Raw genomic sequence first — 25,903 nt, 5'->3', positions numbered from 1 at the left:
CCCCATGACAGATTCATCCCGCCGCCCGCGCCTCTTGATCGCCGTGACGCATCTGCTCGGCGTCGGCCATCTCGCCCGCATGGCGGCGGTGGGACGCGCGCTAGCCGGCGCGGGATGGGCGGTCACGCTGGTCTCGGGCGGGCGCCCGGCCGCGACCGTCAACACGCAAGGCTGCACCCTCGTCCAGCTTCCCCCGGTCCATTGCGTCGGCACGGATTTCGCCACGCTCTATGCGGCGCCGGGCGTGCTGGCGGATGCAGGCCACTTCGCCGCGCGGCGCGGGGCGCTGTTGGCCGCCTTCGATGCGGCGGCACCCGATGTGCTCATCACCGAGCTCTACCCGCTCGGCCGCCGCTCGCTGGCGTCGGAGTTCGACGCCCTGCTCGCCCATGCCCAGAACCAGACGCCGCGCCCGCTCATCCTCGGCTCGATCCGCGACGTGCTGAACCCGCCCTCGCGGCCGCACCGGGCGGAACAGGCCCTCGCCAAGTTAGGGGCCTTCTATGACGGCGTGCTGTTCCACGGCGCCGCCGGTGTCGTGCCGCTCAGCGCCTCCTGGCCGAGCACGCCGGCGCTGGAACGGCGGCTGATCGAGACCGGCTATGTGCATGACGGCGCGCGGGCGGCAGAGGCGACCGGTCCTGACGGCACCGACGAGATTCTCGTCTCCGGTGGCGGCTCGGCGGCCGGCCTGCCGCTTGCCCGGCTGACGGTGGAGGCGGCCCGCCTGATGCCGGAGCGGCGCTGGCGCCTGCTGATCGGCGCGGGTGTCTCGCCGGAAGCCTTCGATGCGCTCGCCACGCTTGCCCCGCTCAATATGGTGGTGGAGCGGGCGCGACCGGACTTTCCGGCGCTGCTCGCCCGCGCGGCGCTGTCGATCAGTCAGGCCGGCTACAACACGGTGCTGGACCTTGCCGCCGCCAATGCGCGCGCCATTCTCGTGCCCTTCGCGGAGGGGGCGGAGAAGGAACAGACCCTGCGCGCCGGCGAACTCGCCCGGCGCGGCCTTGCCCGCGTGCTGGCGCTGGAGACGCTGACGGCGCCGGCATTGACCGAAGCCGCTCGCGATCTCCTCGCCGCCCCCCGGCCCGACTGGTCCGCCATCGGCCGCGACGGCGCCTCCCGCACCGCGACCGTGCTGAGCGACCTTCTCGCCCACCGCGACCGGGTGGAGGCCGCATGGCAGCGGCTGGATGCTGTGCTCGCGCAAGCCCGCGCGGCCGGGCGCATCCTCGATTTCTGGTGGCGCGACGATGACGCTGTGGCTCCAACCCCGGCGCTCGACGCGCTGCTCGCCCGCGCCGCCCGCTGGCAGGTGCCGCTCTCGCTCGCCGTCATCCCCGCCCGCGCCACCCCGGCGCTGGCCGCACGGCTGCGGGAGGAGCGGCGCGTCGACGTGCTCGTGCACGGTCTCGCCCATGAAAACCACGCCCCGGCCGATCAGAAGAAGGCCGAATTCGGCGCGCATCGCCTTGCCGAGGTGATGGCCGTCGAAGCCCACAGCGCCCGCGAACGGATCGAGGCGACGTTCGGCGCGCAGGCGCTGCCGGTCTTCGTGCCGCCCTGGAACCGCATCGCGCCGGCGCTCCTGCCCATGCTGGCGAATGAGGGCTATGCCGCGCTCTCCACCTTCAAGCGCCGCACGACGCGCGAGGCTGCGCCGGGGCTGGTCGCGCTCAACACCCATTGGGATCCGATCGACTGGAAGGGCGGCGGCGGACTCGCCGACGAGGCCGGGCTGATCGACCTGATGGCCGGCCTCATCACCGAGGAACTGGCATCACCGCCGGGCACGCTGGAGCCTATCGGCCTGCTCACCCACCACCTCGTGCATGATGGCTGGATCGACCGCTTCCTCGACACGATGATCGGCCGGCTGCTGGATTCAGGCGCCGCGCGCTTCGTCGCGCTGGGCGATCAGCTTGAGACCGGACGCCGGTAGAGATAATAGCGCCCCTCGCGCGCCCCGGCCGGCAGCGGCACTGTCTCGAAACCGGGCAGTTCCAGCGGCAGGTCGGACATGATGAACCCGCCCGGCGCGATGAGCGGCGGCAGCAGGCGGGCGGACATCGCCGCCACCGCCCGGTTGCTCTCGCGATCGAACGAGCCGAGATCCGCATTGGCCAGCACCACTCTCCCGGCAAGGCGCAGGGCGAGCGGGGGCAGCGTTTCCTCGATCTCGCCGAGGATGAGATGCGCCGGGTCCGGCTGGCAGTCGGAATAGGCCTTGTTCACCCGGTCGAAGACGTAGATCTCCCGGTCCGGCAGATGGCGGCGCAGGTGATCGAAGGTGCGACCGAGGCCGAGGCCGAATTCCACCACCGGGCCGGGGAGAGTGGCGATGGCGTCAAAGGCATAGCCAAGGCAGGCATGCTGCGCCTCCAGCCGGAACAGCGTCTTCTCAAGGCGCGACAGGCCAGACGTCGAGATTTCGGACATGCGGTTTCCCAACTCAGCGATAGGGGTCGGCCGCGTCGCGCAGGCCGTCGCCGAGGAAGTTGAAGGCGAGGATCACCGCGATCACCGGCACCACCGGCAGGATCAGCCAGGGATAGAGCACGACGATGTTGATGTTCTGCGCCTCGTTCAGCATCACCCCCCAGCTTGTGATCGGCGGGCGCAGGCCGAGGCCGAGGAAGGACAGCGCGGTCTCGCCGAGGATCATCGAGGGAATGGCGATGGTCGCCATGGCGATGAGGTGGCTCATGAAGCCGGGCACGAGATGGCGGAACACGATGCGCGGCGTGCGCGCGCCCATGAGCTGGGCGGCGACGACATAATCATCCTCGCGCAGCGACAGAAGCTTGGAGCGCACGGCGCGGGCGAGCCCGGTCCAGTCCATCAGGCCGAGGATGACGGTGATGCCGAAATAGACCACGATCGGGCTCCAGCTTGGCGGCATGATGGAAGAGAGCGCCAGCCAGAGCGGGATATGCGGCAGCGACTGCACGACCTCGATCACCCGCTGCACCAGAAGATCGAACAGCCCGCCATAATAGCCGGCGAGACCGCCGATCACGACGCCGAGCGTGAAGCTCACGGCGATGCCGATGAGGCCGATGGTCAGCGAGATGCGCGCGCCATAGATGAGGCGCGAGAGCATGTCGCGGCCCAGCCGGTCGGTGCCGAGCAGGAACAGCGTGCCGCCCTCGCCCGGACACATCAGGTGCCGGTTGCCTTCGATGAGCCCCCAGAACTGGTAGCGGTCGCCCCGGCAGAAGAACCGCACCGGGTACACGCGGCTGGTGTCCTCGGTGTAGGTCCGGCGCAGCGTGTCCATGTCGAGCTTGTATTTCAGCCCATAGGTGAACGGCCCGATGAAGCTGCCTTCATGGAACAGGTGGATAGCCTGCGGCGGGCTGCGGATGAAGTCGGTATGGCGCTCCTGGTAGTTATAGGGCGCGAGGAATTCGCAGATCAGGATCGCCGCATAGAGCACGGCGAGGAAGATGCCGGAAGCGAGCGCCAGCCGGTGGCGCTTGAACTTCCACCACATCAGCGTGAGCTGGGAGGCGAGGGTGACCCGCTCCTGCTCAGGGGTCATCGGCTCCATCGCCTTGGGGTCGAAGGCGCCGGTAGCGACGTAATGCGGCAGCGGCGCGCCGGCCGGCGGCAAGGCGGACGCGAGATCGGGGGCGGCGGGCGCGCTCATTTCGTGCTGCCCCCCTGAAGCCGGATGCGCGGATCCAGGAAGGCGAGCGCGATGTCGGAGATCAGCACGCCGACGACCGTGAGGCAGGACAGGAACAAGAGGAAGGAGCCGGCCAGATACATGTCCTGGCTCTGCAGCGCGCGCAGCAGCAGCGGCCCGGTGGTCTGCAGCGAGAGCACGACGGCGGTCAGCTCCGAGCCGGAGACGATGCTCGGCAGCACGTCGCCAATGTGCGAGACGAAGAAGTTGAGCGACATGCGCAGCGGGTATTTGCGCAGCGCCTTGCCCGGCGGCAGGCCCTTGGCCTTGGCGGTCACGTAATACTGCTTCTGCAGCTCGTCGAGCAGATTGGCGCGGATGGCGCGCACCATCGTCCCGGTGCCGCCGGCGCCGATGATGATGACGGGAATCCAGAGATGGGCGAGGATCGACTGCGCCTTCGCCCAGCTCATCGGCTGGTTGAAATAGACCGGGTCCATCAGCCCGCCAATGGAGAGGCCGAACCACACATTGGCGAAATACATGAAGATCAGCGCCAGCAGGAAGTGCGGCACGGCGATGCCGAGCAGGCCGAGGAAGGTCAGCCCGTAATCGCCCCAGCTATATTGGTGGGTGGCCGAATAGATGCCGATCGGGAAGGCGACGGCCCAGGTCATCAGGATGGTGCAGACCGAGACCAGCACGGTGAGGGCCAGGCGCTCGCCGACCACGTCGCGCACCGGCATTTCGTACTCGAAGGAGTAGCCGAAATCGCCCTGCACGAAGCCGGTGACCCAGAGGAAGTAGCGCTCGATGGCGGGCTTGTCGAAGCCATATTCGCGCTTGAGGAACTCGATGCGGCTGGTGTCCGCCTTCTCGCCCTGCGCCGCCATTTCCGCGACATAGGTCTCGAAATAGTCGCTCGGCGGCAGCTCCATCACGGTGAAGATCAGCGCGCTGGTGACCAGCAGCGTCGGGATCATGATGAGCACGCGGCGGAGGATGTAGCGCAGCAGCATGGCTCAATCCCTGGTCACGTCGAGCGTGGAGGTTCCGTCGTCGAACCAGAAGGTGTCGGGCATGTACATGCCGAAATAGGCGCCCGGCTCGAAGCTGTAGATGCCGACATCGGGCACGTTGCGCAGCTTGTCGCTGACGATCACCGGCTGGGAGATGCGGTTGACGATGCCGATGGTGAACACCTCGTCGGCATTGATCTCCAGCATCCGCGTCCAGATGGCGGCGCGCTCCGCGCTGGTGATGGACTGGCGCCACTTCTTCGCGAGGTCGATCAGTTCCTGCGCCGCCGGCAGAGCGGGCTTCTCGCCCTCGCGGCCGCTGCTGTCGACATATTGGCCCCAGAGCGGCCACTGGAACTGCATGGAATTGGTCGGCGCCAGCGCGTCGGGCGACATGTCCGGGCCGGGAATGGCGTTGTCCATGCCGGGCCACACCGCCATCATCACATTGCCGGCGATGACGCCGCGGCGCAGCAGGTCGCGCTGGGTGCCGCGCACGAAGAGGCGGATGCCGACCTTGTACCAGTCATGGGCGACCAGTTCGAGGATGTCGGTCTCCTCCATGTTGTCGCCGGAGGTCTCCACGGTGATCTCCGCCCGCCGCCCGTCGGGCAGCAGGCGGAAGCCGTCGCTGTCGCGCTTGTCGAGGCCGGCGGCGTCGAGCAGCTTGTTGGCGAGCGCCGGGTCATATTGCGACCAGGCCTGGTCGTAGCTCTCCTTGTAGAGCGGGCTGCCGGGGATGACCGTGTTGGCGCCTTCATGGCCGAGGCCGAAGAAGATCACCTGGTTGATGTCGTGCCGGTTGATCGCCACGGAGAGCGCGCGGCGCACATCGACATTGCGCAGCAGCGCGCGCCACGTCGCGTCCTTCACATTGAGATTGGGCGCCAGCGCCACGAAGGCGCCCTCGCCGCGCTCCCAGAGCCGCACCTTGTAATGGCCGCGCGCCTCGGCGGCCTTGAGGAAGGTGTAATCGGCGAAGGAGATGTAGCGCGCCTGCAGGTCCGCTCCGCCCGCCGTCACCTTGGCCGGGATCAGCGAGGAGGTGCCGATCGACATGGTGATCTCGTCGATATAGGGCAGCTGCCGGCCCTCCTCATCCACCCGGTGGTAGAACGGGTTGCGCTTGAAGATGAAGAACTCCGCCGGCGGTTCGGTCTTCGGGACCCACGGTCCGAGCAGCGGCAGATCCGGGTTCTCCGGCCGGTAAGCGCGCGCCATGCGGTCATGCAGCGCCGTCCAGTCCTTCACCCGCTCCAGCTTGATCAGCGCCGAGAGCTTAAGCGGATCGGCGTATTTCTGGTGGAACTGCTCCATGTAATGGGCGGGCATGGCGATGACGAGCGGCTGCGCGCCCGCCAGCGCCGGCAGGAAGCCCGGATTGGGCATCGACCAGCTGTAGCGCACCGTGGTGGCGTCGATCACCTCGAAGCGGGCGGCCTCGCCCTGCACCACCATCTGCATAGGCGGCCCGCCGGGGCTGAGCCGGTCATTATTGGCGACATCCTCCCACCAGTAGCGGAAGTCCTCCGCCGTGAAGGGCTCGCCGTCCGACCAGCGATGGCCCTTGCGCAGATGCAGGGTGAAGATCCGGCCCTCCTGCACGTCCACGCTGTCGAGAATGTCCGGCACGAGGTTGCCCTGGGTGTCGAACACCACGAGCCGGGCATAGCCGTAAATGGTGACGAAGCGGATGTCCTTCTGGTCGCCCATCAGCATGCGCAGCGTGCCGCCATAGTGGCCGGGCGTGCGGCCCAGGGCGGGCAGGTCGATCACGCGCGGGTTTTCCGGCAGGCGCTCGGCCAGCGGGGGAAGCTGCCCTTCCAGAATGGCGCGCACGAAGACCGGCGGCTCCTTGGAGAGGTCGCGCCCGCGCGCCTCTGCCCGCACGCTCGTCAGCGCCGCGAGAAAAGCGAGTAACAGGCTCAGGGGAAGGCACCGCCGCATGTCGCCCTCACGCCGCCGTCAGGTCGCGGGCGGTGCAGTCCTGGTCGGCCAGCACGCAATGGCCGCCGCCGAGGTCGATCAGCCCGAGCCGCCCCGCCCCCGCCGGGCGGAACTCCTCCGGCCAGCTGGCCGGGTCGGACGCGCCGCCGGTGGGCACGCAGGTGGCGAAATCCAGCCGCCGGTCGAGATCGGGCAGCGGCACGGCCTTGAGCAGGGTGCGCGTATAGGGATGCGCCGGGCGGTGGAAGATCGCCTCGCGCGGGCCGATCTCGACGAGGCGCCCGCGCGCCATCACCGCGATGCGCGCCGCCATGTAGTGCACCACCGCGAGATTATGCGAGATGAAGAAATAGGTGAGGCCGAGCGAGGCCTGAAGGTCTTTCAGCAGGTTCAGCACCTGCGCCTGCACGGAGACGTCGAGCGCCGAGACCGGCTCGTCGCAGATGATGAGGTCCGGGTTGAGCGCGAGGGCGCGGGCGATGCCGATGCGCTGGCGCTGGCCGCCGGAGAAGCTGTGCGGGTAGCGGCTGAGAAAGCGCGGATCGAGCCCGACGCATTCCATCAGCTCCACCGCCCGGCGCTTCTGCTCGGCCTCAGTGCCGCGGTTCTGGATGATCAGCGGCTCGCGGATGATGTCGAGCACGGTCATGCGCGGGGAGAGCGAGGACACCGGATCCTGGAAGATCATCTGCATGCGCGGGCGGAAATCGCGCAGCTGCGCTTCGTTCAGCGCCAGCACATCCACCGGCCCGGACCCGTCATTGAACACGACCGAGCCGCCATCGGCGCTGCGCGAGCGCATGATCATGTGGCCGACCGTGGTCTTGCCCGAGCCGCTCTCGCCGACCAGCCCGAGGCACTGGCCGCGCGCCACGTCGAAGCTGACATCCTCCACCGCGACGACGCGGTTGTTCTTCGCGCCATAGCTCTTGCGCAGGTTGCGCACGGTGAGCAGCGCCGGTGTGTTGGCGTTGGTCTCCCGGCGACCGAAGCCCTTGGGCAGGACGGGGGCCACCTCGCGCAGCGCCACCAGCCGCTCGCCCGGCTTCATGTCGAAATCCGGCGAGGCCTTCAGCAGCGCCTTGAGATAGGGGTGCTCCGGGTGGCGGAACACGTCATCCACCGTGCCGGCTTCCATCACCTGCCCGCGATAGACCACCACCACCTCGTCGGCCATGTTGGCGACGACGCCGAGGTCATGGGTGATGAGGAGGATCGCCATGCCCATTTCGGCCTGGAGATCCTTCATCAGCTTGAGCACCTGCGCCTGGATGGTGACATCGAGCGCCGTGGTCGGTTCGTCGGCGATGAGCAGCGCCGGCTGGCAGATCAGCGCCATGGCCAGCATGGCGCGCTGGCGCAGGCCGCCGGACAGCTCGAATGGGTACTGGTCATAGGAGCGGTGCGGGTCGCGAAAGCCCACCAGCCCCAGCATCTTCTCCGTCACCGCCCGCGCGTCGCGGCGCGGATGCGGCCGGTGAAGCTGGAGCGCCTCCTCGATCTGGTTGCCGATGGTGTGGACCGGCGAGAGCGAGGACATCGGCTCCTGGAAAATCATGCCGATGCGCCCACCGCGCAGCTTGCGGATGGTCCGCCCGTCGCGCGAGAGGGTGGCGATGTCCAGCGTCTTGCCGCCGGGGGCGGGATCGGCGAACAGGATGCGCCCGCCCTCGACCACGCCGTTGCGCGGCAGCAGGCCCATGATGGCCTGCGAGATCACGGTCTTGCCCGATCCGCTCTCGCCGACCAGCGCCACGGTCTTGCCGGCCGGCACGCGCAGCGACACGCCCTTGACCACCTCGGTGAGCTGGCCATGGGTGACGAAGGAAATCCTCAGATCCTCGATGCGCAGCACATCCGTGCCCGCCCCCGAGGATGGCATCACCTTGTCCTCTTCTCCCGGCCTTGCCACGCGCTAGCCCCTCGCCGCTCCGAGCATACCGAGCATTACCCCGCCGGCCATGACCGCGTCGAGCGTCGCCGCGTCCGGCACCGCATAGGCGGTCACGCTCATGCCGTTGGAATCCACCGTCACCTCACGCGGCTGCAGCTGCGAGAAATCGAAACCCGATGCCTTGGCCGTCTCGGCCGAGATCACGTAATCGGCCAGGAACTCCTTCGAGGCCGCTTCCAGCGCGAAGGACACCGCCACTGTATTACCGATGGCGCGGATGAGATTGTCATCCAGCCCGTCGCCGACGCGGGCCAGCACGATGGAGCCGGTATGCACGCCGATGCCGGCACGGATCGGGATCGGCAGCACGCCGCGCATTTCCGAGTTCAGCAGATCGAGCACCCGCGCCATGTCGCGGGCGGCGCGCAGCGCGGCGCGGGCGCCGCTTGCCGGCTTGTCCGAGGCGTCGAACACCGCCATCAGCCCGTCGCCGAACATCTGGTCGACGCGCCCGCCATGGCTCTCCACCGTCTGCGTCATCTCGGCGGAGAAGCGGTTGACCAGAACGGCGATCTCATAGGGCAGGCGGTTATGGGTAAGCGTGGTGAAGGCGCGCACATCGAGCACCAGCACGGTGGCATCGCGCTCCATCGCCCATTCGCGCGCTTCCGCGTCGAGATCGCCGCCAAAGCGATGGCCGAGCACCGGCATCAGCACGCGCACCGACAGGCTGTGCGCCGGGCGGATCTGGCAGGCGAGGCGCACCGAGCTGGGCGCGCCGATGCTCGCCAGCACCGCGCGCTCGGCGCCGAAGGGCTCGGGAAGCTCATCGGCGCCGGCGAGGATCTGCACCCGGCAGGTCGAGCAGCGCCCGCGGCCGCGGCAGGTCGAGGGGTGCGGGATGTGGTGCATCCGGCTCGCCTCCAGCACCGAGGTGCCGGAGGGCACGTCCACCGGGCCGTAGCCGCGATAGGTGATGGTGATGGTGTTGCCGACGCGGCGGCGGATGTAGAACACGCCCATCAGCCCGACAAAGCCGAGCGCGAAGCCGGCGACGCCGCTGGTCAGCATCATGTCGATGCGGTCGAGACCGGCCTGCTGCTCGGGCGTGCGCGGCGCCGGCGGGCCGGCCTGCGCTGCCTCGCGCCCGGCGGCGATGAAGCCCGCCATGGCGAGGAAGGGGATCAGCACCGCCAGCACGAGCCCGGCAACCCGCGCGCTGCGATACCAGTGCTGGTAGCGCAGCGCGTGGTGCAGGCCGATCACCCCATGGCTCCACGACATGATGAGCAGCATGGACTGCGAGAACACCGCCGCCGGGAACATGCGAACGAGCACGCCCTGATAGCCGATATCGGCGCCGAACCAGGAGCCGGCGACGCGGGTGTTCACGATGTGGCCGACGATCAGGAACGGAATGGCGAGGCCGGAGACGATCTGCCATGCCTCGTCCTTCGGCATCCGCCAGGTGCGCCGCAGCGTGATGCGGTAGGCGGACAGCACCATGTGGATGGCGACCGAGCCATAGAGCAGCACCGTGCCCGGCCAGGACTGCCAGAGCAGCCAGCGCCATTGCTGGGCATATTCCATTGCCCCGACGCCGAAGATGCCGACAGCGTGGTTCAACAGGTGCGTCAGCACGAAGACGAACAGCACGATGCCGGACCACAGCCGCGCCATGCACGCCCAGGGAAGATCGCGCAGATCCCCGCGCGTTCCAATCGCCGCCTCGGCTGGGGGAGTGGTCGAGGTCAGCGCCATGGAGCGGTCAATGCACCGGCGATGTCGGTGGAGCGGCGATGTGGCGCCCCGCATCGGCCGCCGGCGTGCCCTTGGGCAGGCGCTGGACCAGCTGGGCGCAGATGTTGTTGAGGTCCATGATCTGCCGGCCGAGCTCGCGCATCACCGCATGGTTGAAGGGCTGGGATTCGTGCAGCAGCTGCAGGAAGGGCTCGCGGTCGATGCGCAGCGCCGTCACCGTCGTCTCGGCGGTGATGGTGGCCATGCGCACCTGGTCGCACAGCACGCCCGCCTCGCCCAGCAGCGCGCCGCGCACATGCTCGGCGAAGTCGATCACGCCGGCGCTGGTGTTGAGCGACACTTTGAACTGGCCGTCCAGCACGATGTAGACCGCGTCCGAGGCATCGCCCTGCGCATAGATCACCTCACCGGGATGGAACACCACCCGGTCGGCGATCATCGCCATCAGCTTGAGCTTGGCGGTCTCGACATTGTGGAACATCCGGAACTTCTGGAGGGACCGGACCTCGTCCTCGATGGTCATTTCACAGCCTCCTTGGGAACGGACGCCGCCTGCGGCGCCGACTCCCTCTCCTCGGGCGATGCCGCCTCGGCACCTCCCTTGCGTTCGATGCCGGTGAGTTTCGCTCCCTCGAACGTCATCACCATATCGAACGCACCAAGTTCATCATCGTTCGACTGCGTGGCAATGACGGTTTTCCCGGACATCGCCGCAAAAATATTCTCCATGATCATATGCGCCTCTCCGGCTCCGAAGCTAGAGAGGGCGCCGTCGAGGATGAGAATATCCGGCCGGCGCAGCATGGCGCGGGCGAGTTGCACCGTCACGCGCTGCTGCGGCGAGAGCAGGCGCCCGCCCGGTCCCGCCTCCTGATCGAGGCCGCGCGAGACCACGAAGGTCTCGAGATCCAGCTCGTCCAGCACCTGCGCGGCGGCAGCGACGATCTTCTCGCGCATATGCACCTTGCCGTAGCGGATGCGGCCGAACAGCAAATTGTCGCGGATCGAGGCCGACGGCATCAGCCGGCCGGGATCGTAGAACTCGATCTGGTCGGCATCGGCCGCCGGCAGGAATTCGCGGAAGCTCGCCCGCGCCCGCAGCACGCGGGCGACGAGTTGGTCGTCGATCAGGTTCAGCCGGTGCTGCGGCTCGACATACATCAGCGCGTAGCCGATCAGCTTGTCGCGCAGCTCCGGCGAGAACTGCCGGCGCTGGCCGCGCTGCCAGGTCTGCTGGAGCTGCGGCCACAATTCGCCCAGCTCAGCTTCGTCGATGAAGGAGTAGCGCTCGCGCAGCGGGTTGTTGGCGGCGAGGCCCTGGAAGGCTTCCGCCACCGTCTCCACCATTTTCAGCCCGATAGCGGTCAGCGGACCGACCAGCGCCTCGGCGGCGATGATCGAGCGCACGAACGGGTCATGCGCCAGGTTCTCCGGCGCAAAACGCGAGCCGATGGACACGCCGAACAGCAGGTTCACGCCGATCGAAGCACTGGTGTTGAAGTGGTCGGGCATGAAGGTCTCGACAAAGCCGCCCATGCCCTTGGCCTCGACACGCGCGAGGATCGCCCCGCGCGCCTCCAGCAGCCGCGCCGCCACCGCCGGGTCGAGTTCGTCGCCGAGCCGGCTGCTCATGCCGACGCGGAAGATGTCGTCATAGCCGCGCACCACGCGCAGCGCGGCGACGATGGCGGCGTTGAGCGCCTCCGGCCCCTCGATGCCGAAGCCGCGATAGTCGATCCAGTCGGCCTCCGGGGAGACGGTGGGGTTCTCCGTCATCCGCGCCTCGTCGCGCCAGTAGCGCGCCCAGCTGTCCTTCGGCTCCTCCTCCGGCGGCGTCGCGCGGCGCAAGGCGAGGCATAGATTGTCCCGGATGGTGCCGGACATGATGTAGGGCTCGCCGGAGACATAGAGCAGCGCCGAGCTCGCCTCGGCGTCGTTCATCGTGCCGATCTCGTGGCTGCCGAGGGTGGCGCTGCCCTGATAGTCGGTGACCTGCCGGCCGAGCACCTTGGGGATCACGTCCCGGGCGCTCCCCGTGGGCCCGACCAGCGCGACACGCGCCGGGCGGGCGATGGCGGCGGACATGCGGTCCACCTGCACGATGCCGCGCCCGTTGACGACGCGCAGGCCGACCAGCGTGATCGGGGCGTCGGCTGGGATCGGCGCCGGCGGCTCGGCCGGCTCCTTCGGCATCAGGAATTCCTTGGAGAAGGCCCCGACCACCTGCTCATATTTCACCGTCACGTCGGCGCGCTGCTGGTCCCAGTCGATCAGTTCCTTGATCGGGGTCGGCAGGTCGCGATAGGCGGCGATAACGGCGACCAGCTGGCCGATGTCGAGCTTGCCCTGCAGCGCGAGATAGCCGCCCAGCGTGTAGAAGATGAAGGGCGTGAGCTGCGCCAGCAGGTTGTTGAGGTACTTCACCGCGAATTTGCGGCGGTAGAGCCGCAGGCGGATGTCGAACAGCGTGCCGAGACGCTTGCCGATCTCCGAGGCGGTGTAGCCGGTGACGCCGTAGACATGCAGGGCTGGCGCGGCCTCCACCATCTCGCCGATGCGCCCGGCGAGCACGCGCGATTCAAGCTGGCGCATCCGCCCGAGGCGGATCTGCTCGCGCCGCAGATGCGGGATGACAATGCCCTGCACGAGGATAAGCGCCAGCGCCAGCGTTCCCAGCCACAGATTCTGCGTCAGGATGAACGCCATGGCGGTCAGTGCCTGCGTGCCGAGAAAGGCCGGGGTGATGAAGGCCTCGCCGAAGAACCCGCCGATCGGCTCCACCTCGTCCTTGATCATCGAGGTGACCTCGGCCGATTTGGTGGTGCGCACATCCTCCGGGCGGAAGCGCATGGCGAGGGCGAACAGCTCGAAGCGCAGCCGCCGCAGCATCCGCTCGCCGAGCACGCCCTTGCGGATGTTGATGACGTATTTGAACCAGCCATTGATCAGCGTGAGCACGAGGAAAACCATGCTCAGCGCGAACAGATAGGGCACCTGGGCGAGCATCACCCCGTCGGTGACGTGCCAGCTCCAGCCGCCGAGGAAATCGGGCAGCGACAGGGTGATGTCGAACAGGCGAGCGGAGGTCTCGCCATGGGCGAAGACGTCGCCCTGAATGGCTTCGTTGACGATGCGCTTGGGAACGTCGAGCGACCACCAATAGAAGGGCAGCGAGACGAGCACGAACATCAGCACGATCAATTGCTCGCGCCGGCTGTGCCGCCAGACGTAACGGAAGAAGTTACCGGCCAAGGCCTTTACGCCTTTCCTAGGGAGAGCTTAAGATTCCGACCGTCATAAATAGTCAGCCCTGCTGACAAGCGCACGCGCCATCACGAAATGATGACAGGCTAGCATGAAGTCCCTGCGCCCGCTCGGTTTTCGCTCATCCCGCCGCCCTCTCGCCGGTCTCGTCGCACTGGCCATGCTGGGTTCGGTATCCCTTTCCTCCGCCGGCAGGGCCGCCGGGGCGGACGGGCAGAACATCATCCTCTATGACGGCTTCGAGGGCAGCGACTTCGCGCCCGGCGGCGGCCTCTATTACAAGAACAATCGCGAGCAGGGCGCCGGCACCCACACATTCCAGTCCGAGGTCGTGCGTTCCGGCAAAGGCGCCATCGACCTGTCGGTGCGCCCGCAATGCCCGCCGGACAATGAGCTGTGCAGCGAGCGCGCCGAGGTCTGGGAGAAGCCCGACATCCTCGTGCGCTATGGCGACCCGGTCTGGTACGCCTTCTCGATGAAGATGGCGGAGCCGATCCCGCCCGAGCGCCACCGCTATGTCATGGCGCAGTGGAAGCGCGAGATCGATCCCGGCGCCATGGGCGATTACAGCCCGCTGCTGGCGCTGCGCCTGATGGAGGGCAAGCTCGCCATCACCATCGACACCGATACCGGCGCCTATGCCGCGCGCGGCACGGCCGAGCGCCCCTCGGGGTGCCGTCCGGGCGAGGCGGTCACCACCGCGCCGGACGAGTACAACCAGTTCCGCGCGCTGGTCGCCATCGAGCCGGGCGGCCCCGACGCGGTCGCCGGCGGCTTTGGCGGCTGCACGCCCGACCTCATCGTGACCCCGCGCGGCGGCACCCTGCCCGCACTTGCCTCGGGCTGGGTGGATTTCGTCTTTCTGGTGAAACCCGGCCCGCAGGGTGATGGGCGCATCGAAATCGTCGTCAACGGCCAGTGGATCGCCACCATCACCGGCAAGATCGGCCATGAGGGCCCGCAGCTCGGCGAGCACTTGTATTTCAAATTCGGCCCCTACCGGGCGGGTCGGGATAATATCTGGCGCATCTATTACGATGAGTTCCGCCGCGGCCCGGCCTGCACCGATGTCGCGTCGAGCGAGACCTGCGCCAAGGTGAAGTGACCGCCAAGGCCCAGTGAGCCGCGCGCTTACGCCTTGACCAGCACCGCCGGGGCCAGGTTCAGGCGGGTGAAGACGTTGCGCGTGTCGACAATGACGCGCGCGTGCTGGGCCACCAGCGCATAGTCCACCTCGTCATGATCGGTGGCGACCAGCACCGCATCGACGCCCTTGACGAGATCGACGGTCAGCGGCTGCGAGGCCTTGCCGTTGAGCTGCGCGTGGCGGCGGGTCGGCGGCAGGGCGGCGACGAAGGGGTCATGAAATTCGCAGAGGCCGCCGCGCTCGTCGATCAGCTCCATCAGCTTGAGCGCCGGGCTTTCGCGGACGTCGTCGACATTCTTCTTGTAGGCGGCGCCGAGCACGAGGATGCGCGCCCCGGCGAGCCCGCGCCCGGCATGGCGGTCCAGCGCCTCGGCGAGACGGTCGACGACGATGTAGGGCATGCGCGTGTTGATCTGCCCGGCCAACTCGATGAAGCGCGTCTCGATGTCGAATTCGCGCGCCTTCCAGGTCAAATAGAACGGGTCGATAGGGATGCAGTGCCCGCCCAGACCGGGACCGGGATAGAACGGCATGAAGCCGAACGGCTTGGTCGCCGCCGCCTCCATCACCTCCCAGATGTCGATGCCCATGGCGCCGTAGACGCTCTTGAGCTCGTTCACCAGCGCGATGTTGACCGAGCGGAAGATGTTCTCGGTCAGCTTGGCGGCCTCGGCCACCTGCGTCGACGAGACCGGCACCACCTTGCTCACCAGCGGACGGTACAGCGCCTGCGCCAGCCCGCCGGCCACCGCCCCGTCGCCGCCCACCACCTTCGGGATGGTGGCGGTGGAGAAGCTGGCATTGCCGGGATCCTCGCGCTCGGGCGAGAAGGCGAGGAAGACATCGCGGCCGGAGACCAGCCCGCCCGCCTCGAGGATCGGCTTCACCACCTCCACCGTCGTGCCGGGCCAGGTCGTCGATTCCAGCACCACGAGCTGGCCCGGCCGCAGGGTGCGAGCAATGGCGCGGGCAGTGTCGGCCACAAAAGACAGGTCCGGCTCGCGCTGGCGGGTCAGCGGCGTCGGCACGCAGATGATGATGGCGTCGCACTCGGCGAGGCGGTCGAAATCGGTCGTCGCGGTGAAGCGGCCGGTGGCGAGCGCGCTCTCCATCCGCGCGGCGGGGATGTATTTGATGACCTGCCGGCCGGCGGCGATCTCGGCGACCCGGCGCGGGTTGATGTCGAGGCCGATGACCGGGAAGCCCGCTTCCACAGCCACCAGCGCCAGCGGCAGGCCGACATAGCCGAGGCCGATGATGCCGATCACGGCGCTCTTGGCCTCGATGCGCGCGGCAAGCTGCGCGGCGACACCGGCGGCCGGGCTGTTCTCGTTCATGCGGCAGGCTCTTTCGGCGGGACGGAGAGGACGCCTGATCCTCTAGCCGCCCCGCGCGCCCCGCACAATCTCCGCCGCGCCCGTCCCGCTCACGCCTCGGTGCGCAGCGGAAAGACCGCCGTCTGAAGCAGGCCCGGGCTGAGATTGCGCAAGCTGAGCGTGCCGCCGTGGCGGGCGACGATCTCATGGGCGATGGCAAGGCCAAGGCCGGCACCGGGTGTGGGCGCGCTGCGGGCGGGGTCGATGCGGAAGAACGGCTCGAAGACGCGCGGCAGCAGCGCCTCGGGAATGCCCGGCCCGCGATCCTCCACCTCGACCACCGCCTGGGCGGTGTCGACATGCAGGCGCACCGTCGCGCCCTGCCCGTGGGTGGCGGCGTTGATGATGAGGTTGCGCAGCGCCCGCCGCAGCGCCAGCGGCCGGCCGGTGATGCTCCCCGGCACCTGCGCGGCGAGTGTCACCTTCATCCCGAGCACGGCGAGTTCGGTCGTCACCTCCGACACCAGCGTGTCGAGCCGGACTTCCTCGCCCGCGCCGCCGGCCACCTCCTCGCGCACGAGGCGGATGGCGCTGTCGGCAATGCGGTCGAGCTCATCAAGGTCCGCGATCCAGGCGGCGCGCTCGTGATCGGGCAGGAACTCGGCGCGCAGGCGCATCCGCGTCATCGGCGTGCGCAGATCGTGCCCGGCGGCCGCGACGAGGCGCATGCGGCTCTCCATCGCCTCCTTCAGCCGGGCGGAGAGGCGGTTGATCGCGGTGGCGGCGGCGCGCACCTCGCTCGGGCCCTTCTCCTTCAGCGGCGCCAGCTCGCCATCTGGGCCGATGGCGGCGGCGGCCTCCTGTAACAAGGCGAGCGGCCGGGTGAGCCGGCGCACCGCCGCGACGACGACCAGCGTGGTGCCGAGCGCGATGATCAGCACCCAGCCGACGAAGACCCATTCATTGCCGCCATGCGGGGGCGGCATGGGCAGGGACATCACGACCCAGCGCCCGGTGGGCAGGCGCGCGGAGAGGACGGGCCAGGTCTCGCCCGGTACATCGCTCACCCGTATGTCGGTGGCAATGCCGCGCCGCGCCAGGGCGGCGGCGATGCCGTCGGGCGGGCCCGGCACCTGCGGCCCCGCGACCGGGGCGTCGGCGAGGCGGGCATTGCCAAGGTCCGGCATGGCGTCGGGGGTGCGCGCGGCGAGATCCATCAGCAGCGCGATCTGCCCGGCGACGGCGTCGTCGAATTCGCGGAAGGGCGGCGGCGGCAGCAAAGCGAGGGAGAGGCCGGTGGCCAGCGCCACCACGATCAGCACCGCGCCGACCAGCAGCGCGGTGACGCGGGTGCGGAAACTGGTCATTCCGCCTCGCCATCCTCGCCGGCGACGATCTCCACCCGCGCGGCGAGCTGGTAGCCGCCATTGCGCAGGGTCTTGATGATCTGGAAATTGCCGGCGTCACCCAGCTTGCGGCGCAGCCGGCTGATCAGCACGTCGATCGAGCGGTCGAAGCCGCTGGAGCCGCGCCCCTGGGTGATGTCGAGCAGCTGCTCGCGCGAAAGCATCCGGCCGGGCCGCTCGATGAAGGCGAGCAGCAGGTCGAACTCGGCGCCGGTGAACACGATCTCCGCGCCTTCGCTGTCCCACACCCGGCGCAGCGTCGGGTCGGCGGTGAAGCCGGCGAAGCGCAGCCGGCCGGGCCGGGGCTCGCTGGTGGCTTCCTCGCGCAGATGGGTGCGCCGAAGCACGGCGCGGATGCGCGCCACCAGCTCGCGCGGGTTGAACGGCTTGCCGAGATAGTCATCCGCGCCGATCTCCAGCCCGATGATGCGGTCCACATCCTCCTTCAGCGCGGTGAGCAGGATGATGGGGATGTTGGACTGTGTGCGGAAGGAGCGGCACAGATCGAGGCCGGACGTGTCCGGCAGCATCAGGTCGAGCACCACGAGATCGAAACGCCCATTGGCGAGCTGGCGCTCGGCCTCGCGCCCGGTCTCGGCCAGCGTCACGCGGAACGCCTGGCCGGTGAGATAGCGTCCGAGAAGCTTGCGGATCTCCTGGTCGTCATCGACCACGAGAATGTGCGGGCCGGTCTCGGCATCGGCTCTGTTCATGTCCGTCATGGCCCCTCTGTAGCCGGACGTGTCGGCCATTGCCGGAGAATTTCGCAAACCAGCATTGCCAGCGCCGCGATCGCAACCTTCGGAAATAATATCGCCTCCGGCGCGAACACACATCCATGATGGGAACTACGCGAGACACGCATCGTGCCTATCTGTTCGGCTCGTGACCGACCGGAGAGACGACGCAACCTCATGTCCCGCCCCTCGAAGATTCTCCTCGCCGCCCTCGTCCTGGCCCTGCTCGCCGGTGGCTATATCGCCTCGCGCTACACGGCACGCGATCCGGCGGCGAGCCTGGTGACGGCGCCCGTCACGCGCGGCGACATCGAGGTGGCGGTGCTGGCCAGCGGCACGCTGAAGCCGGCGAACCTCGTCGCCGTCGGCGCGCAGGCGTCCGGCCGCATCACCCGCGTGCTGGTCAAGCTCGGCGACACGGTGAAGGCGGGGGACTTGCTGGCCGAGATCGACTCGGTCACCCAGATCAACTCGCTGCGCACCTCGCAGGCCTCGCTCGCCGATGTGCGGGCCCAGCTCGCCGAGAAGGAAGCGGTGCTCTACCGCAACCAGATGATCCTCAAGCGCCAGAGCGAGATGGTCACCTCCAAGATCGTCTCGCAGGCCGATTACGAGGCGGCGGACGCGGATGTGAAGGCGACGCTGGCGCAGATCGAGGCGCTGAAGGCGCAGATCGTCGAGGCGGAAGTCGCGGTGGAAACCGCGCAGGCCAATCTCGGCTATACCCGCATCACCGCGCCGAGCGACGGCACCGTGCTCGCCATCGTCAGCCAGCAGGGCCAGACGGTGAATGCCAGCCAGTCCGCCCCCACCATCGTGGTGCTCGGCCAGCTCGACCGGATGCTGGTGCGGGCGGAAATCTCCGAGGCGGACGTCGTACAGACCGCCCCCGGCCAGCGGGCCTGGTTCACCATTCTCGGCGACCGCGACCGGCGCTACGAGGCGGATTTGCTGTCCATCGAGCCGGCGCCGGTCTCGATCAAGAGCGATGAGAGCTTCAGCAGTTCGACCACCAGCAGCACCTCCTCCTCAAGCTCGTCCAGCTCCTCGTCCTCGGCCATCTATTACAATGGCGTGCTGGAAGTGCCGAACCCGGACGGGCGGCTGCGCACTTACATGACCGCCGAGGTCCACATCGTCACCGGCGCGGCCAAGGGCGCGCTGCTGGTTCCCGCCATGGCGCTCGGCGCGCGCGGGGCGGACGGGCTCTATGCGGTGCGCGTGCTCACCTCGGCCGGGCAGGTCGAGACGCGGCAGGTTGCCATCGGCCTCAACGACAAGACCTTCGCCGAGGTGCGCTCGGGCCTCAACGAGGGCGAACGCGTGGTCACCGGCGACACGGCGAACCTGCCGGTGGCTACGGCGCGCATGCCCGGCCCGCCGCCTGGCGGCGGCATGTGAGATCGCCATGGGAAAGCTACTGAACGATACCCCCCAAGGAGCCGCGCCCGACGGTGCGCCAGCGCCGGGCGAGCCGCTGATCGTGCTTGAGGGGTTGCGCCGCGACTTCCAGGCCGGCGAGGGCACGATCACCGTGCTCAAGGACATCAACCTCGCCATCCGCGCCGGCGAGATGGTCGCCATCGTCGGCGCCTCGGGCTCCGGCAAGTCGACGCTGATGAACATTCTCGGCTGCCTCGACCGGGCGAGCGCCGGGCGCTACCGCATCGGCGGCACGGAGACATCGAGCCTCGGTGCGGACGAGCTGGCGGCACTGCGGCGCGAGCATTTCGGCTTCATCTTCCAGCGCTACCAGCTGCTGTCCGAGCTGACCGCGCTGGGTAATGTCGAGATGCCCGCCATCTATGCCGGCCGCTCGGCGCAGCAGCGGCAGGAGCGCGCCAGCGCCCTGCTCGGCCGGCTCGGCATGGGCGACCGGCTGCGGCACCGGCCGGGCCAGCTTTCCGGCGGACAGCAGCAGCGCGTCTCCATCGCCCGCGCGCTGATGAACGGCGCCGACGTCATCCTCGCCGACGAGCCGACCGGCGCGCTCGACCGGCAGAGCGGCGAGGAAGTGCTGAAGATCCTCGGCGAGCTGCACGCCGAGGGCCGCACCGTCATCATCGTCACCCACGACATGAGCGTCGCCAACCGCGCCGAGCGCATCATCGAGATCAGCGACGGGGCGATCATCGCCGACCGCCGCACCCGGCCCGATGCCCCCATTGAGCACCCGGCCGCGCCGCCGGCACGGGTGCCGCGCGCTTCCCTGTCGTGGCGCAGCGCCTTCGGCCAGTTCGGCGAAGCGTTCCGCATGGCGCTGCGCTCGATGAACGCGCACCGCCTGCGCACGGCGCTGACCATGCTCGGCATCATCATCGGCATCGCCTCGGTGGTGTGCGTCGTCGCGCTCGGCGAGGGCTCGCGGCAGGTGGTGCTGTCCAACATTGCCGGGCTCGGCACCAACACGATCGAGATCTTCGCCGGCAAGGATTTCGGCGACACGCGCTCGGGCAAGATCACCACGCTGGTGGTGGCGGATGCGCGCGAACTCGCGCGCCAGCCCTATGTCGCGGCGGCAACGCCCACCGTCTCGACCTCCAGCACCGTGCGCTTCGGCGCCAAGGAGGCGAGCGCGCTGGTCAACGGGGTGAGCGAGCAGTATTTCGCCGCCAAGGGCACCAAGCTCGCCACCGGCCGCTTCTTCGACGCGCAGAGCGTGGCCGAGCGGGCGCTCGATGTCGTCATCGACGAGAACACCCGCAAGGCGCTGTTCGACGAGCTGGGCCTGTCGCCGCTCGGGCAGGTGATCTTCATCGGCACCGTGCCGGCGCGGGTGGTCGGCGTCACCCAGACCCAGCAGGGCGGCTTCGGCTCCAGCCAGAACCTCTCGCTCTATCTGCCCTATACCAGCGTGCAGACGCGCTTTCTCGGCTCGACCTCGCTGCGCTCGATCACGCTGAAGGTGCGCGACGAGGTGGAGAGCGCCTATGCCGAGCAGGCGGTGACCACCTTCCTCACCCAGCGCCACGGCACCAAGGACTTCTTCATCATCAACACCGACGACATCCGCCGCACCATCACCGCGACCACGCAGGCGCTCACCTTGCTGATCGCCGCCATCGCGGTGATCTCGCTCATCGTCGGCGGCATCGGGGTGATGAACATCATGCTGGTCTCAGTCTCCGAGCGGGTCGGCGAGATCGGCGTGCGCATGGCGGTGGGAGCGCGCCAGAGCAACATCCTCCAGCAATTCCTCACCGAGGCGGTGGTGGTGTGCCTGCTCGGCGGCGTGCTCGGCATCGCGCTGGCGCTCGCCTTTGGGCTGGCCTTCAGCTTCGCCGGGCTCGGCTTCAGCCTGATCTACTCCACCACCTCCATCGTCGCGGCGGTGGCCTGTTCGAGCCTGATCGGCATCGTGTTCGGCTTCCTGCCGGCGCGCAGCGCCTCCAAGCTCGACCCGGTGGTGGCGCTGGCGCGGGACTGACCCTTAATAGATGGGGAAGCGGGCGCAGAGCGCGCGCACCTCGTCGTGCAGGCGCTCGAGCAGCGCCGTGTCCTGCGGGGCGCGGCAGATGGCGGCGATCCAGCCGGCGATGGTGGCGAATTCGGCCGTGCCGAAGCCGCGCGCCGTGCCGGCATTGGACGAGAGCCGCAGCCCCGAGGGCGCCTCGGGCGGGCGCGTGTCGAACGGGATGAGGTTCTTGTTGACCGCCAGCCCCGCCTTTTCCAGCGCCTTGGCCGCGACATCGCCGGTGACGCCGAGCGGGGAAAGATCGACCAGCATCAGCCCGCAATCGGTGCCACCGCCGACGATCCGCAGCCCGGCCTGCGCCAGCGTGGCGGCGAGCGTGCGGGCATTCTCCAGCACGGCGCGGTTATAGGCGGTGAATTCCGGCCGCAGCGCCTCGCCGAAACAGGCGGCCTTGCCGGCCACCGCATGCATCATCACCGAGCCCTGCACGCCGGGGAAAATGCCGTAATTGATCCGGTCGGACAGCTCGGGATCGTTCCACAGCACCAGCCCGCCGCGCGCGCCGCGCAGCGACTTATAGGTGGTCGAGGTCACCACATGGGCGTGCGGCAGCGGGTCGGGGTAGAGCCCGCTCGCCACCAGTCCGGCGAAATGGGCCATATCGACCATGAACAGCGCGCCCACCTCGTCGGCAATGGCGCGCATCCCCTTGAAATCCAGCGCAAAGGGGTAGGCCGAGCCGCCGGCGACGATCATTTTCGGCCGGTGGTCCAGCGCCAGCTGGCGCAGCGCGTCGAGTTCGATCCGCTCGCTCTCCCGGCTCACCCCGTAGCGCACGATGGTGTAGTCGCGCCCGGTCAGCGTCGCCGGGTGGCCATGGCTGATATGCCCGCCCGCCGCCGTGTCCATCGACAGGATGGTGTCGCCGAGCTTCAAGAGGCCGAGAAACACGCCGGCATTGGCGTTGGAGCCGGAATGCGGCTGCACATTGGCGAAGCGCGCGCCGAACAGGCGCTTGGCCCGTTCCAGCGCCAGCGCCTCGATGGCGTCGGCGAATTCCGCCCCGCCATAATAGCGCGCATAGGCCAGCCCCTCGACCGTCTTGTTGGTCAGCACCGAGCCCTGCGCCTCCAGCACCAGGCGGGAGACGATGTTCTCGGAGGCGATCAGCTCGATGCCATCGCGCTGGCGGGCCAGTTCGCCATTGATGGCGGCCGCGAGTTCGGGATCGGCGGCGAGGCCGTCGGTGAAGTAGCCGGCGTGAAGCGTGGACATGCGAAAACCCTGTGCGGCGGTGTACCGCGCCCGTTCTACAGCGTCGCCGGCAGGTCGGCGAGCGGATCGGGATCGCCGGTGAACGGGGCGGCGAGTTCCCGCCGCACCGGCGTCATGTGCCAGCCGGCCTCGTGGCGCTTCCAGTATTCCTCGCGGATCAGCGCCGAGATCGGGCCGGGCCGGTCATTGCCGAGGATACGCACGCCCGAAGCCGTGCCGATCCGGGCGACCGGCATGACGCCGCCCGCCGTGGTGGCGGCGAACACCTCGTCGGCATTCTCCAGCATGGCGCGGGTCACCGGGGCGATCGCCGCCTCGATGCCGAGCTCGGCGCAGATATCCAGCACCGAGCGGCGGGTGATGCCCTGCAGGCTGCCACGGTCCGGCGTGACGATCCGCCCGTCCTGCACGATGAACACGTTGAAGCCCGGCCCCTCGGTGACGAAGCCGTCCGCGTCGCACAGCACCGAGGTGTCGTAATTATGCGCATGGGCCTCCAGCACGCTGGTGGTGAGGTCGCTCCACTGGAAGTTCTTCACCGTCGGATCGACGCTGGCATCGGGGATGCGCGGGTTGGAGGCGATCATCAGATGCGCGCCGCGCGCCTGCACCTCCGGTGGGATCACGTCGATCCAGGGCGCGGCATAGGCCATGAAATGATTGTCGCAATCGGCCGGGCGACGCGAGCCGCGCACGCGCGGGCGCCCGCGCAGCGTCATCATCGAGACATAGGCATCGTCGAGCCCGGCGAGCGCGACGCAGCGGTGCAGCACCGTCTCCATCTCCTCCCGGCTCTCGGCCGGGGCGAGCTGGCGCGCCGCCATGGCGCGATGGAAGCGATCGAGATGGTCGGAAAGGCGAAAAAAGCCGCCGCGATAGACATGGACGACGTCATAGACCACGTCGGAGCGGCTGAAGCCCCAGTCGGTCACCGGCACCGCCGCCTGCGCCAGAGGCACGAAGCGGCCGCGCACATAGGCGGCGCCTTCGCTGAAATCGGGTTCGCTCACGGCTCGGCCTCCTTGCTGCATTGCACAAGCATCGCAGCAGCAGGGGGCCGCTTTCAAGAGCCGGCGAAGCGATTCCTGATTCGACCAAAGACGCGAGCCAAAACGCGCGGCGCCGCAGTACCGAGCCGCGCGACCGGGGGTGTCGGCGTGGACGCCAAGACGGCGAGGAAATCAGCTCTTCTTGCCGGTCAGCCAGGAAATCAGCGGGCTCGTCGGCTCGGCCGACTTCGGCATCGCCTCGACCACGATCACTTCCTGCACCTCGCCCTTCTTGAAGGCGGCGAGGAAGGCGTCGTAATCGGCGAGCGAGATGCAGCCATTGGAATCGCCGCGCGGCCCGAGCAGATAGGGGTGCAGCAGGAAGCCGGTGCGGCCATACATCTTGCCGTCGCCCACCGGCAGCAGGCGCACCGCCTCGGTACCGTGGAACAGCGCCTCGCGCATCCGCAGCTTGTAGCGGTTGGGCGGGGTCGGCCCGTACATCTTCACGTGGACGTAGCGCACGTCGTCGAACTTGTCGCCATAGCCCGAATGCGCCTCAAGCTTCTTGCCGTTCGGCAGATAGAGCTTGCGCGCCTTGATGTCGTAGATGGCGAACCGGTCCTCGGGGGTCGGGTAGCGCAGCTCGTCCTTGGCCAGCGGCTGCGTCTCGGCCGGGGTCTCGGGCGCGGCTTCCGGCGCCTCGTCCTCGGGCAGCGAGGGCGGCAGCATGGCCATCTGCGCCGGCGCGTCCGGCTTCTTGGGCGGCAGCGGGGCGAGGGTCAGCGCGTCTTCGGTCGAATCACCGGGCGTCACGCCGCCGGCGAAGAGCGGCTTGGTCGGCGGCAGCGGCACAGTGACGACGGTCTCGACACTCGGCGCCGCGGCGGAGGGGGCATCCGGCGCCGGCACCGGCAGCGCGGCCATCACGGTCGGGCGCACCGGCATGATCTCATGGCGGAACAGCCAGTCCTTGGGCTGGGCGATCTCGCCGGACGAATAGAAATTGCGGATGTCGGTCACGCTGAAAAGCGGCGCCGCCACCGGCACATCCTCAACCTCGACCGCGAAAGGCGCGGGAGCCGCCTGCTGCATCCGCAGCTCGGGCTCGGCGCGCGCCGCATCGGCCGGGGTCGGCACGAAAGCGCTGGACACCCAGGCGGCAGCCACCGCCACGGCGACGAGGCTGGCCGAGCCAAGGATGAAAGTTCCGACAAGCCGCATCAGGCGTCTCTACTCACATGGCGATACAGGCGACGAGCAGGCCCGGCCCGGGTCACACCCGGACTGTACAGGTCATCCACGGTCGCGAACAGCCCCCGCCCGTGTCGGCCATCGACCTTGCGGGACGCTGATCACGCCAAGGCTAGAACTGTTTGGGTAATATTTCATTAATGCCCCAGCGGCAATGCCGCGCCGACTACCGCTCGGCACAGTTGGCTGCCATGCGGAGCACGCGCAGCTCTGCCGCCGAGTTGCCATAACTGGCGCGGCCCAGCCGCGCCGGCGTCATAACTCGCGCGGACCCGCTCACGCTGGCGTGAATTGCCGATATGCCGCCCCGCGAAGGCCCGCCGTGGCGGCGGCGTGCCTTTCTCTGGCGGCGGCGCGATCCGATCCCATATCAGCGCAGAGGCGGCCCCCAAGGGACTTGCGACGGGACCGCCCAGGAGAACCCCATGACGAAATCTGACCCCCGCGCCTGGATGTGGTCGGACGCGATCGAGATGCTCAATCGCGCCGAACGCATGCACCGCGAGATGTTCCAGCCGGCGCGGCTGGCGGAGGCGCCGGTGCGCCACCGCGCGCCCTGCTGGGAGCCGCCGGTCGACGTGCTGGAGACCGAGCGCGAGCTTATCGTGCTCGCCGCCCTCCCCGGCGTCGATCCCGAGCGGATGACCGCCACCATTCAGAACGGCGTGCTGACCATTGCCGGCGAGCGCATCCTGCCGGCCGAGTTCCACCGCGCCACCATTCACCGCATGGAGCTGCCGCAGGGCCGCTTCGAGCGCCATCTCGGCCTGCCCGCCGGGCGGTACGAGGTCGCGCGTCCGCGCGTCGTCAATGGCTGCCTCGCCATCGTGCTGCGCAAGCTGTGAGAG

General features: G+C 68.7%; 19 protein-coding genes. 5 read left to right on the top strand and 14 right to left on the bottom strand.

Annotated features, from left to right (window positions below; translation table 11 throughout):
- The first annotated feature begins 4 nt into the window (after window positions 1–4).
- Window positions 5–1,942, top strand: a complete 1,938-nt coding sequence (locus AncyloWKF20_RS18795; protein ID WP_279315475.1) for a glycosyltransferase — start codon at window positions 5–7, stop codon at window positions 1,940–1,942.
- Here AncyloWKF20_RS18795 and AncyloWKF20_RS18790 read toward each other — a convergent pair.
- The 8 genes from AncyloWKF20_RS18790 to AncyloWKF20_RS18755 are packed head-to-tail and all read right to left on the bottom strand — an operon-like array spanning window position 1,918 to window position 13,504.
- Entirely contained in the window at window positions 1,918–2,439 is a 522-nt protein-coding gene (locus tag AncyloWKF20_RS18790; protein ID WP_279315474.1) for a class I SAM-dependent methyltransferase, read from the bottom strand. The genes AncyloWKF20_RS18795 and AncyloWKF20_RS18790 overlap by 25 nt on opposite strands.
- A gap of 13 nt (window positions 2,440–2,452) precedes the next feature.
- Complete coding sequence (locus AncyloWKF20_RS18785) at window positions 2,453–3,652, bottom strand: ABC transporter permease (RefSeq protein WP_279315473.1); 1,200 nt, start codon at window positions 3,650–3,652, stop codon at window positions 2,453–2,455.
- Window positions 3,649–4,647, bottom strand: coding sequence for an ABC transporter permease (locus AncyloWKF20_RS18780; protein ID WP_279318025.1), 999 nt, complete (start codon window positions 4,645–4,647; stop codon window positions 3,649–3,651). Before AncyloWKF20_RS18780 ends, AncyloWKF20_RS18785 begins: the two co-directional genes overlap by 4 nt.
- Before the next feature lie 6 nt (window positions 4,648–4,653).
- Window positions 4,654–6,597 carry an ABC transporter substrate-binding protein gene (locus AncyloWKF20_RS18775; protein ID WP_279315472.1) on the bottom strand — a complete coding sequence of 648 codons (1,944 nt, stop codon included), beginning with the start codon at window positions 6,595–6,597 and terminating at the stop codon, window positions 4,654–4,656.
- A gap of 7 nt (window positions 6,598–6,604) precedes the next feature.
- Complete coding sequence (locus AncyloWKF20_RS18770; RefSeq protein WP_279315471.1) at window positions 6,605–8,479, bottom strand: ABC transporter ATP-binding protein; 1,875 nt, start codon at window positions 8,477–8,479, stop codon at window positions 6,605–6,607.
- A gap of 33 nt (window positions 8,480–8,512) precedes the next feature.
- The gene (locus AncyloWKF20_RS18765) at window positions 8,513–10,252 is read right to left on the bottom strand and encodes an adenylate/guanylate cyclase domain-containing protein (RefSeq protein WP_279315469.1); all 1,740 of its coding nucleotides are present in this window, start codon (window positions 10,250–10,252) and stop codon (window positions 8,513–8,515) included.
- Between the two features lie 7 nt (window positions 10,253–10,259).
- Window positions 10,260–10,775: a cyclic nucleotide-binding domain-containing protein gene (locus AncyloWKF20_RS18760; protein WP_279315468.1), complete on the bottom strand. Its 516-nt coding sequence runs from the start codon at window positions 10,773–10,775 to the stop codon at window positions 10,260–10,262.
- Entirely contained in the window at window positions 10,772–13,504 is a 2,733-nt protein-coding gene (locus AncyloWKF20_RS18755; protein WP_279315467.1) for an ABC transporter ATP-binding protein/permease, read from the bottom strand. The genes AncyloWKF20_RS18760 and AncyloWKF20_RS18755 overlap by 4 nt, the downstream gene beginning before the upstream one ends.
- Window positions 13,505–13,607: 103 nt before the next feature.
- Here AncyloWKF20_RS18755 and AncyloWKF20_RS18750 point away from each other — a divergent pair, with 103 nt between their 5' ends.
- Window positions 13,608–14,621, top strand: a complete 1,014-nt coding sequence (locus tag AncyloWKF20_RS18750; RefSeq protein ID WP_279315466.1) for a polysaccharide lyase — start codon at window positions 13,608–13,610, stop codon at window positions 14,619–14,621.
- A gap of 26 nt (window positions 14,622–14,647) precedes the next feature.
- On the opposite strand, the gene AncyloWKF20_RS18745 is transcribed toward AncyloWKF20_RS18750, so the two are convergent.
- The 3 genes from AncyloWKF20_RS18745 to AncyloWKF20_RS18735 all read right to left on the bottom strand — a co-directional run bounded on the left by AncyloWKF20_RS18745 (window position 14,648) and on the right by AncyloWKF20_RS18735 (window position 18,098).
- Window positions 14,648–16,000 carry a nucleotide sugar dehydrogenase gene (locus tag AncyloWKF20_RS18745; RefSeq protein WP_279315465.1) on the bottom strand — a complete coding sequence of 451 codons (1,353 nt, stop codon included), beginning with the start codon at window positions 15,998–16,000 and terminating at the stop codon, window positions 14,648–14,650.
- 89 nt (window positions 16,001–16,089) lie between these two features.
- Window positions 16,090–17,346: an ATP-binding protein gene (locus AncyloWKF20_RS18740; protein ID WP_279315464.1), complete on the bottom strand. Its 1,257-nt coding sequence runs from the start codon at window positions 17,344–17,346 to the stop codon at window positions 16,090–16,092.
- On the bottom strand, window positions 17,343–18,098 hold the full coding sequence (locus AncyloWKF20_RS18735) for a response regulator transcription factor (protein ID WP_279315463.1): 756 nt from the start codon (window positions 18,096–18,098) through the stop codon (window positions 17,343–17,345). Before AncyloWKF20_RS18735 ends, AncyloWKF20_RS18740 begins: the two co-directional genes overlap by 4 nt.
- A 201-nt stretch (window positions 18,099–18,299) precedes the next feature.
- Here AncyloWKF20_RS18735 and AncyloWKF20_RS18730 point away from each other — a divergent pair, with 201 nt between their 5' ends.
- Both AncyloWKF20_RS18730 and AncyloWKF20_RS18725 read left to right on the top strand, forming a co-directional pair.
- Window positions 18,300–19,523: an efflux RND transporter periplasmic adaptor subunit gene (locus AncyloWKF20_RS18730; protein WP_279315462.1), complete on the top strand. Its 1,224-nt coding sequence runs from the start codon at window positions 18,300–18,302 to the stop codon at window positions 19,521–19,523.
- Window positions 19,524–19,530: 7 nt separating this feature from the next.
- Entirely contained in the window at window positions 19,531–21,549 is a 2,019-nt protein-coding gene (locus AncyloWKF20_RS18725; protein WP_279315461.1) for a MacB family efflux pump subunit, read from the top strand.
- A gap of 3 nt (window positions 21,550–21,552) precedes the next feature.
- Here AncyloWKF20_RS18725 and glyA read toward each other — a convergent pair whose 3' ends face one another.
- The 3 genes from glyA to AncyloWKF20_RS18710 all read right to left on the bottom strand — a co-directional run bounded on the left by glyA (window position 21,553) and on the right by AncyloWKF20_RS18710 (window position 25,025).
- Complete coding sequence (glyA, locus tag AncyloWKF20_RS18720; RefSeq protein ID WP_279315460.1) at window positions 21,553–22,812, bottom strand: serine hydroxymethyltransferase; 1,260 nt, start codon at window positions 22,810–22,812, stop codon at window positions 21,553–21,555.
- 35 nt (window positions 22,813–22,847) lie between these two features.
- Complete coding sequence (locus AncyloWKF20_RS18715; protein WP_279315459.1) at window positions 22,848–23,822, bottom strand: aminotransferase class IV; 975 nt, start codon at window positions 23,820–23,822, stop codon at window positions 22,848–22,850.
- Between the two features lie 171 nt (window positions 23,823–23,993).
- Window positions 23,994–25,025: a DUF2778 domain-containing protein gene (locus tag AncyloWKF20_RS18710; protein ID WP_279315458.1), complete on the bottom strand. Its 1,032-nt coding sequence runs from the start codon at window positions 25,023–25,025 to the stop codon at window positions 23,994–23,996.
- A gap of 455 nt (window positions 25,026–25,480) precedes the next feature.
- Between AncyloWKF20_RS18710 and AncyloWKF20_RS18705 the strand changes: the two genes are divergently transcribed.
- Window positions 25,481–25,900, top strand: coding sequence for an Hsp20/alpha crystallin family protein (locus AncyloWKF20_RS18705; RefSeq protein ID WP_279315457.1), 420 nt, complete (start codon window positions 25,481–25,483; stop codon window positions 25,898–25,900).
- Window positions 25,901–25,903: the final 3 nt, after the last annotated feature.

The sequence above is a fragment of the Ancylobacter sp. WKF20 genome, from assembly GCF_029760895.1.
In the GTDB taxonomy this organism is placed as follows: domain Bacteria; phylum Pseudomonadota; class Alphaproteobacteria; order Rhizobiales; family Xanthobacteraceae; genus Ancylobacter.
The sequence above is the reverse complement of the archived record's forward strand: the minus strand, read 5'-3'. Positions and strand labels throughout refer to the sequence as shown.

Coding starts and splice junctions, on each gene's coding strand:
- AncyloWKF20_RS18725 (WP_279315461.1), top strand. CDS start 19,531: ATGGGAAAGCTACTGAACGATACCCCCCAAGGAGCCGCGCCCGACGGT.
- AncyloWKF20_RS18740 (WP_279315464.1), bottom strand. CDS start 17,346: ATGACCAGTTTCCGCACCCGCGTCACCGCGCTGCTGGTCGGCGCGGTG.
- AncyloWKF20_RS18735 (WP_279315463.1), bottom strand. CDS start 18,098: ATGAACAGAGCCGATGCCGAGACCGGCCCGCACATTCTCGTGGTCGAT.
- AncyloWKF20_RS18750 (WP_279315466.1), top strand. CDS start 13,608: ATGAAGTCCCTGCGCCCGCTCGGTTTTCGCTCATCCCGCCGCCCTCTC.
- AncyloWKF20_RS18795 (WP_279315475.1), top strand. CDS start 5: ATGACAGATTCATCCCGCCGCCCGCGCCTCTTGATCGCCGTGACGCAT.
- AncyloWKF20_RS18730 (WP_279315462.1), top strand. CDS start 18,300: ATGTCCCGCCCCTCGAAGATTCTCCTCGCCGCCCTCGTCCTGGCCCTG.
- AncyloWKF20_RS18705 (WP_279315457.1), top strand. CDS start 25,481: ATGACGAAATCTGACCCCCGCGCCTGGATGTGGTCGGACGCGATCGAG.
- glyA (WP_279315460.1), bottom strand. CDS start 22,812: ATGTCCACGCTTCACGCCGGCTACTTCACCGACGGCCTCGCCGCCGAT.
- AncyloWKF20_RS18745 (WP_279315465.1), bottom strand. CDS start 16,000: ATGAACGAGAACAGCCCGGCCGCCGGTGTCGCCGCGCAGCTTGCCGCG.
- AncyloWKF20_RS18785 (WP_279315473.1), bottom strand. CDS start 3,652: ATGAGCGCGCCCGCCGCCCCCGATCTCGCGTCCGCCTTGCCGCCGGCC.
- AncyloWKF20_RS18775 (WP_279315472.1), bottom strand. CDS start 6,597: ATGCGGCGGTGCCTTCCCCTGAGCCTGTTACTCGCTTTTCTCGCGGCG.
- AncyloWKF20_RS18770 (WP_279315471.1), bottom strand. CDS start 8,479: ATGCCATCCTCGGGGGCGGGCACGGATGTGCTGCGCATCGAGGATCTG.
- AncyloWKF20_RS18760 (WP_279315468.1), bottom strand. CDS start 10,775: ATGACCATCGAGGACGAGGTCCGGTCCCTCCAGAAGTTCCGGATGTTC.
- AncyloWKF20_RS18790 (WP_279315474.1), bottom strand. CDS start 2,439: ATGTCCGAAATCTCGACGTCTGGCCTGTCGCGCCTTGAGAAGACGCTG.
- AncyloWKF20_RS18765 (WP_279315469.1), bottom strand. CDS start 10,252: ATGGCGCTGACCTCGACCACTCCCCCAGCCGAGGCGGCGATTGGAACG.
- AncyloWKF20_RS18710 (WP_279315458.1), bottom strand. CDS start 25,025: ATGCGGCTTGTCGGAACTTTCATCCTTGGCTCGGCCAGCCTCGTCGCC.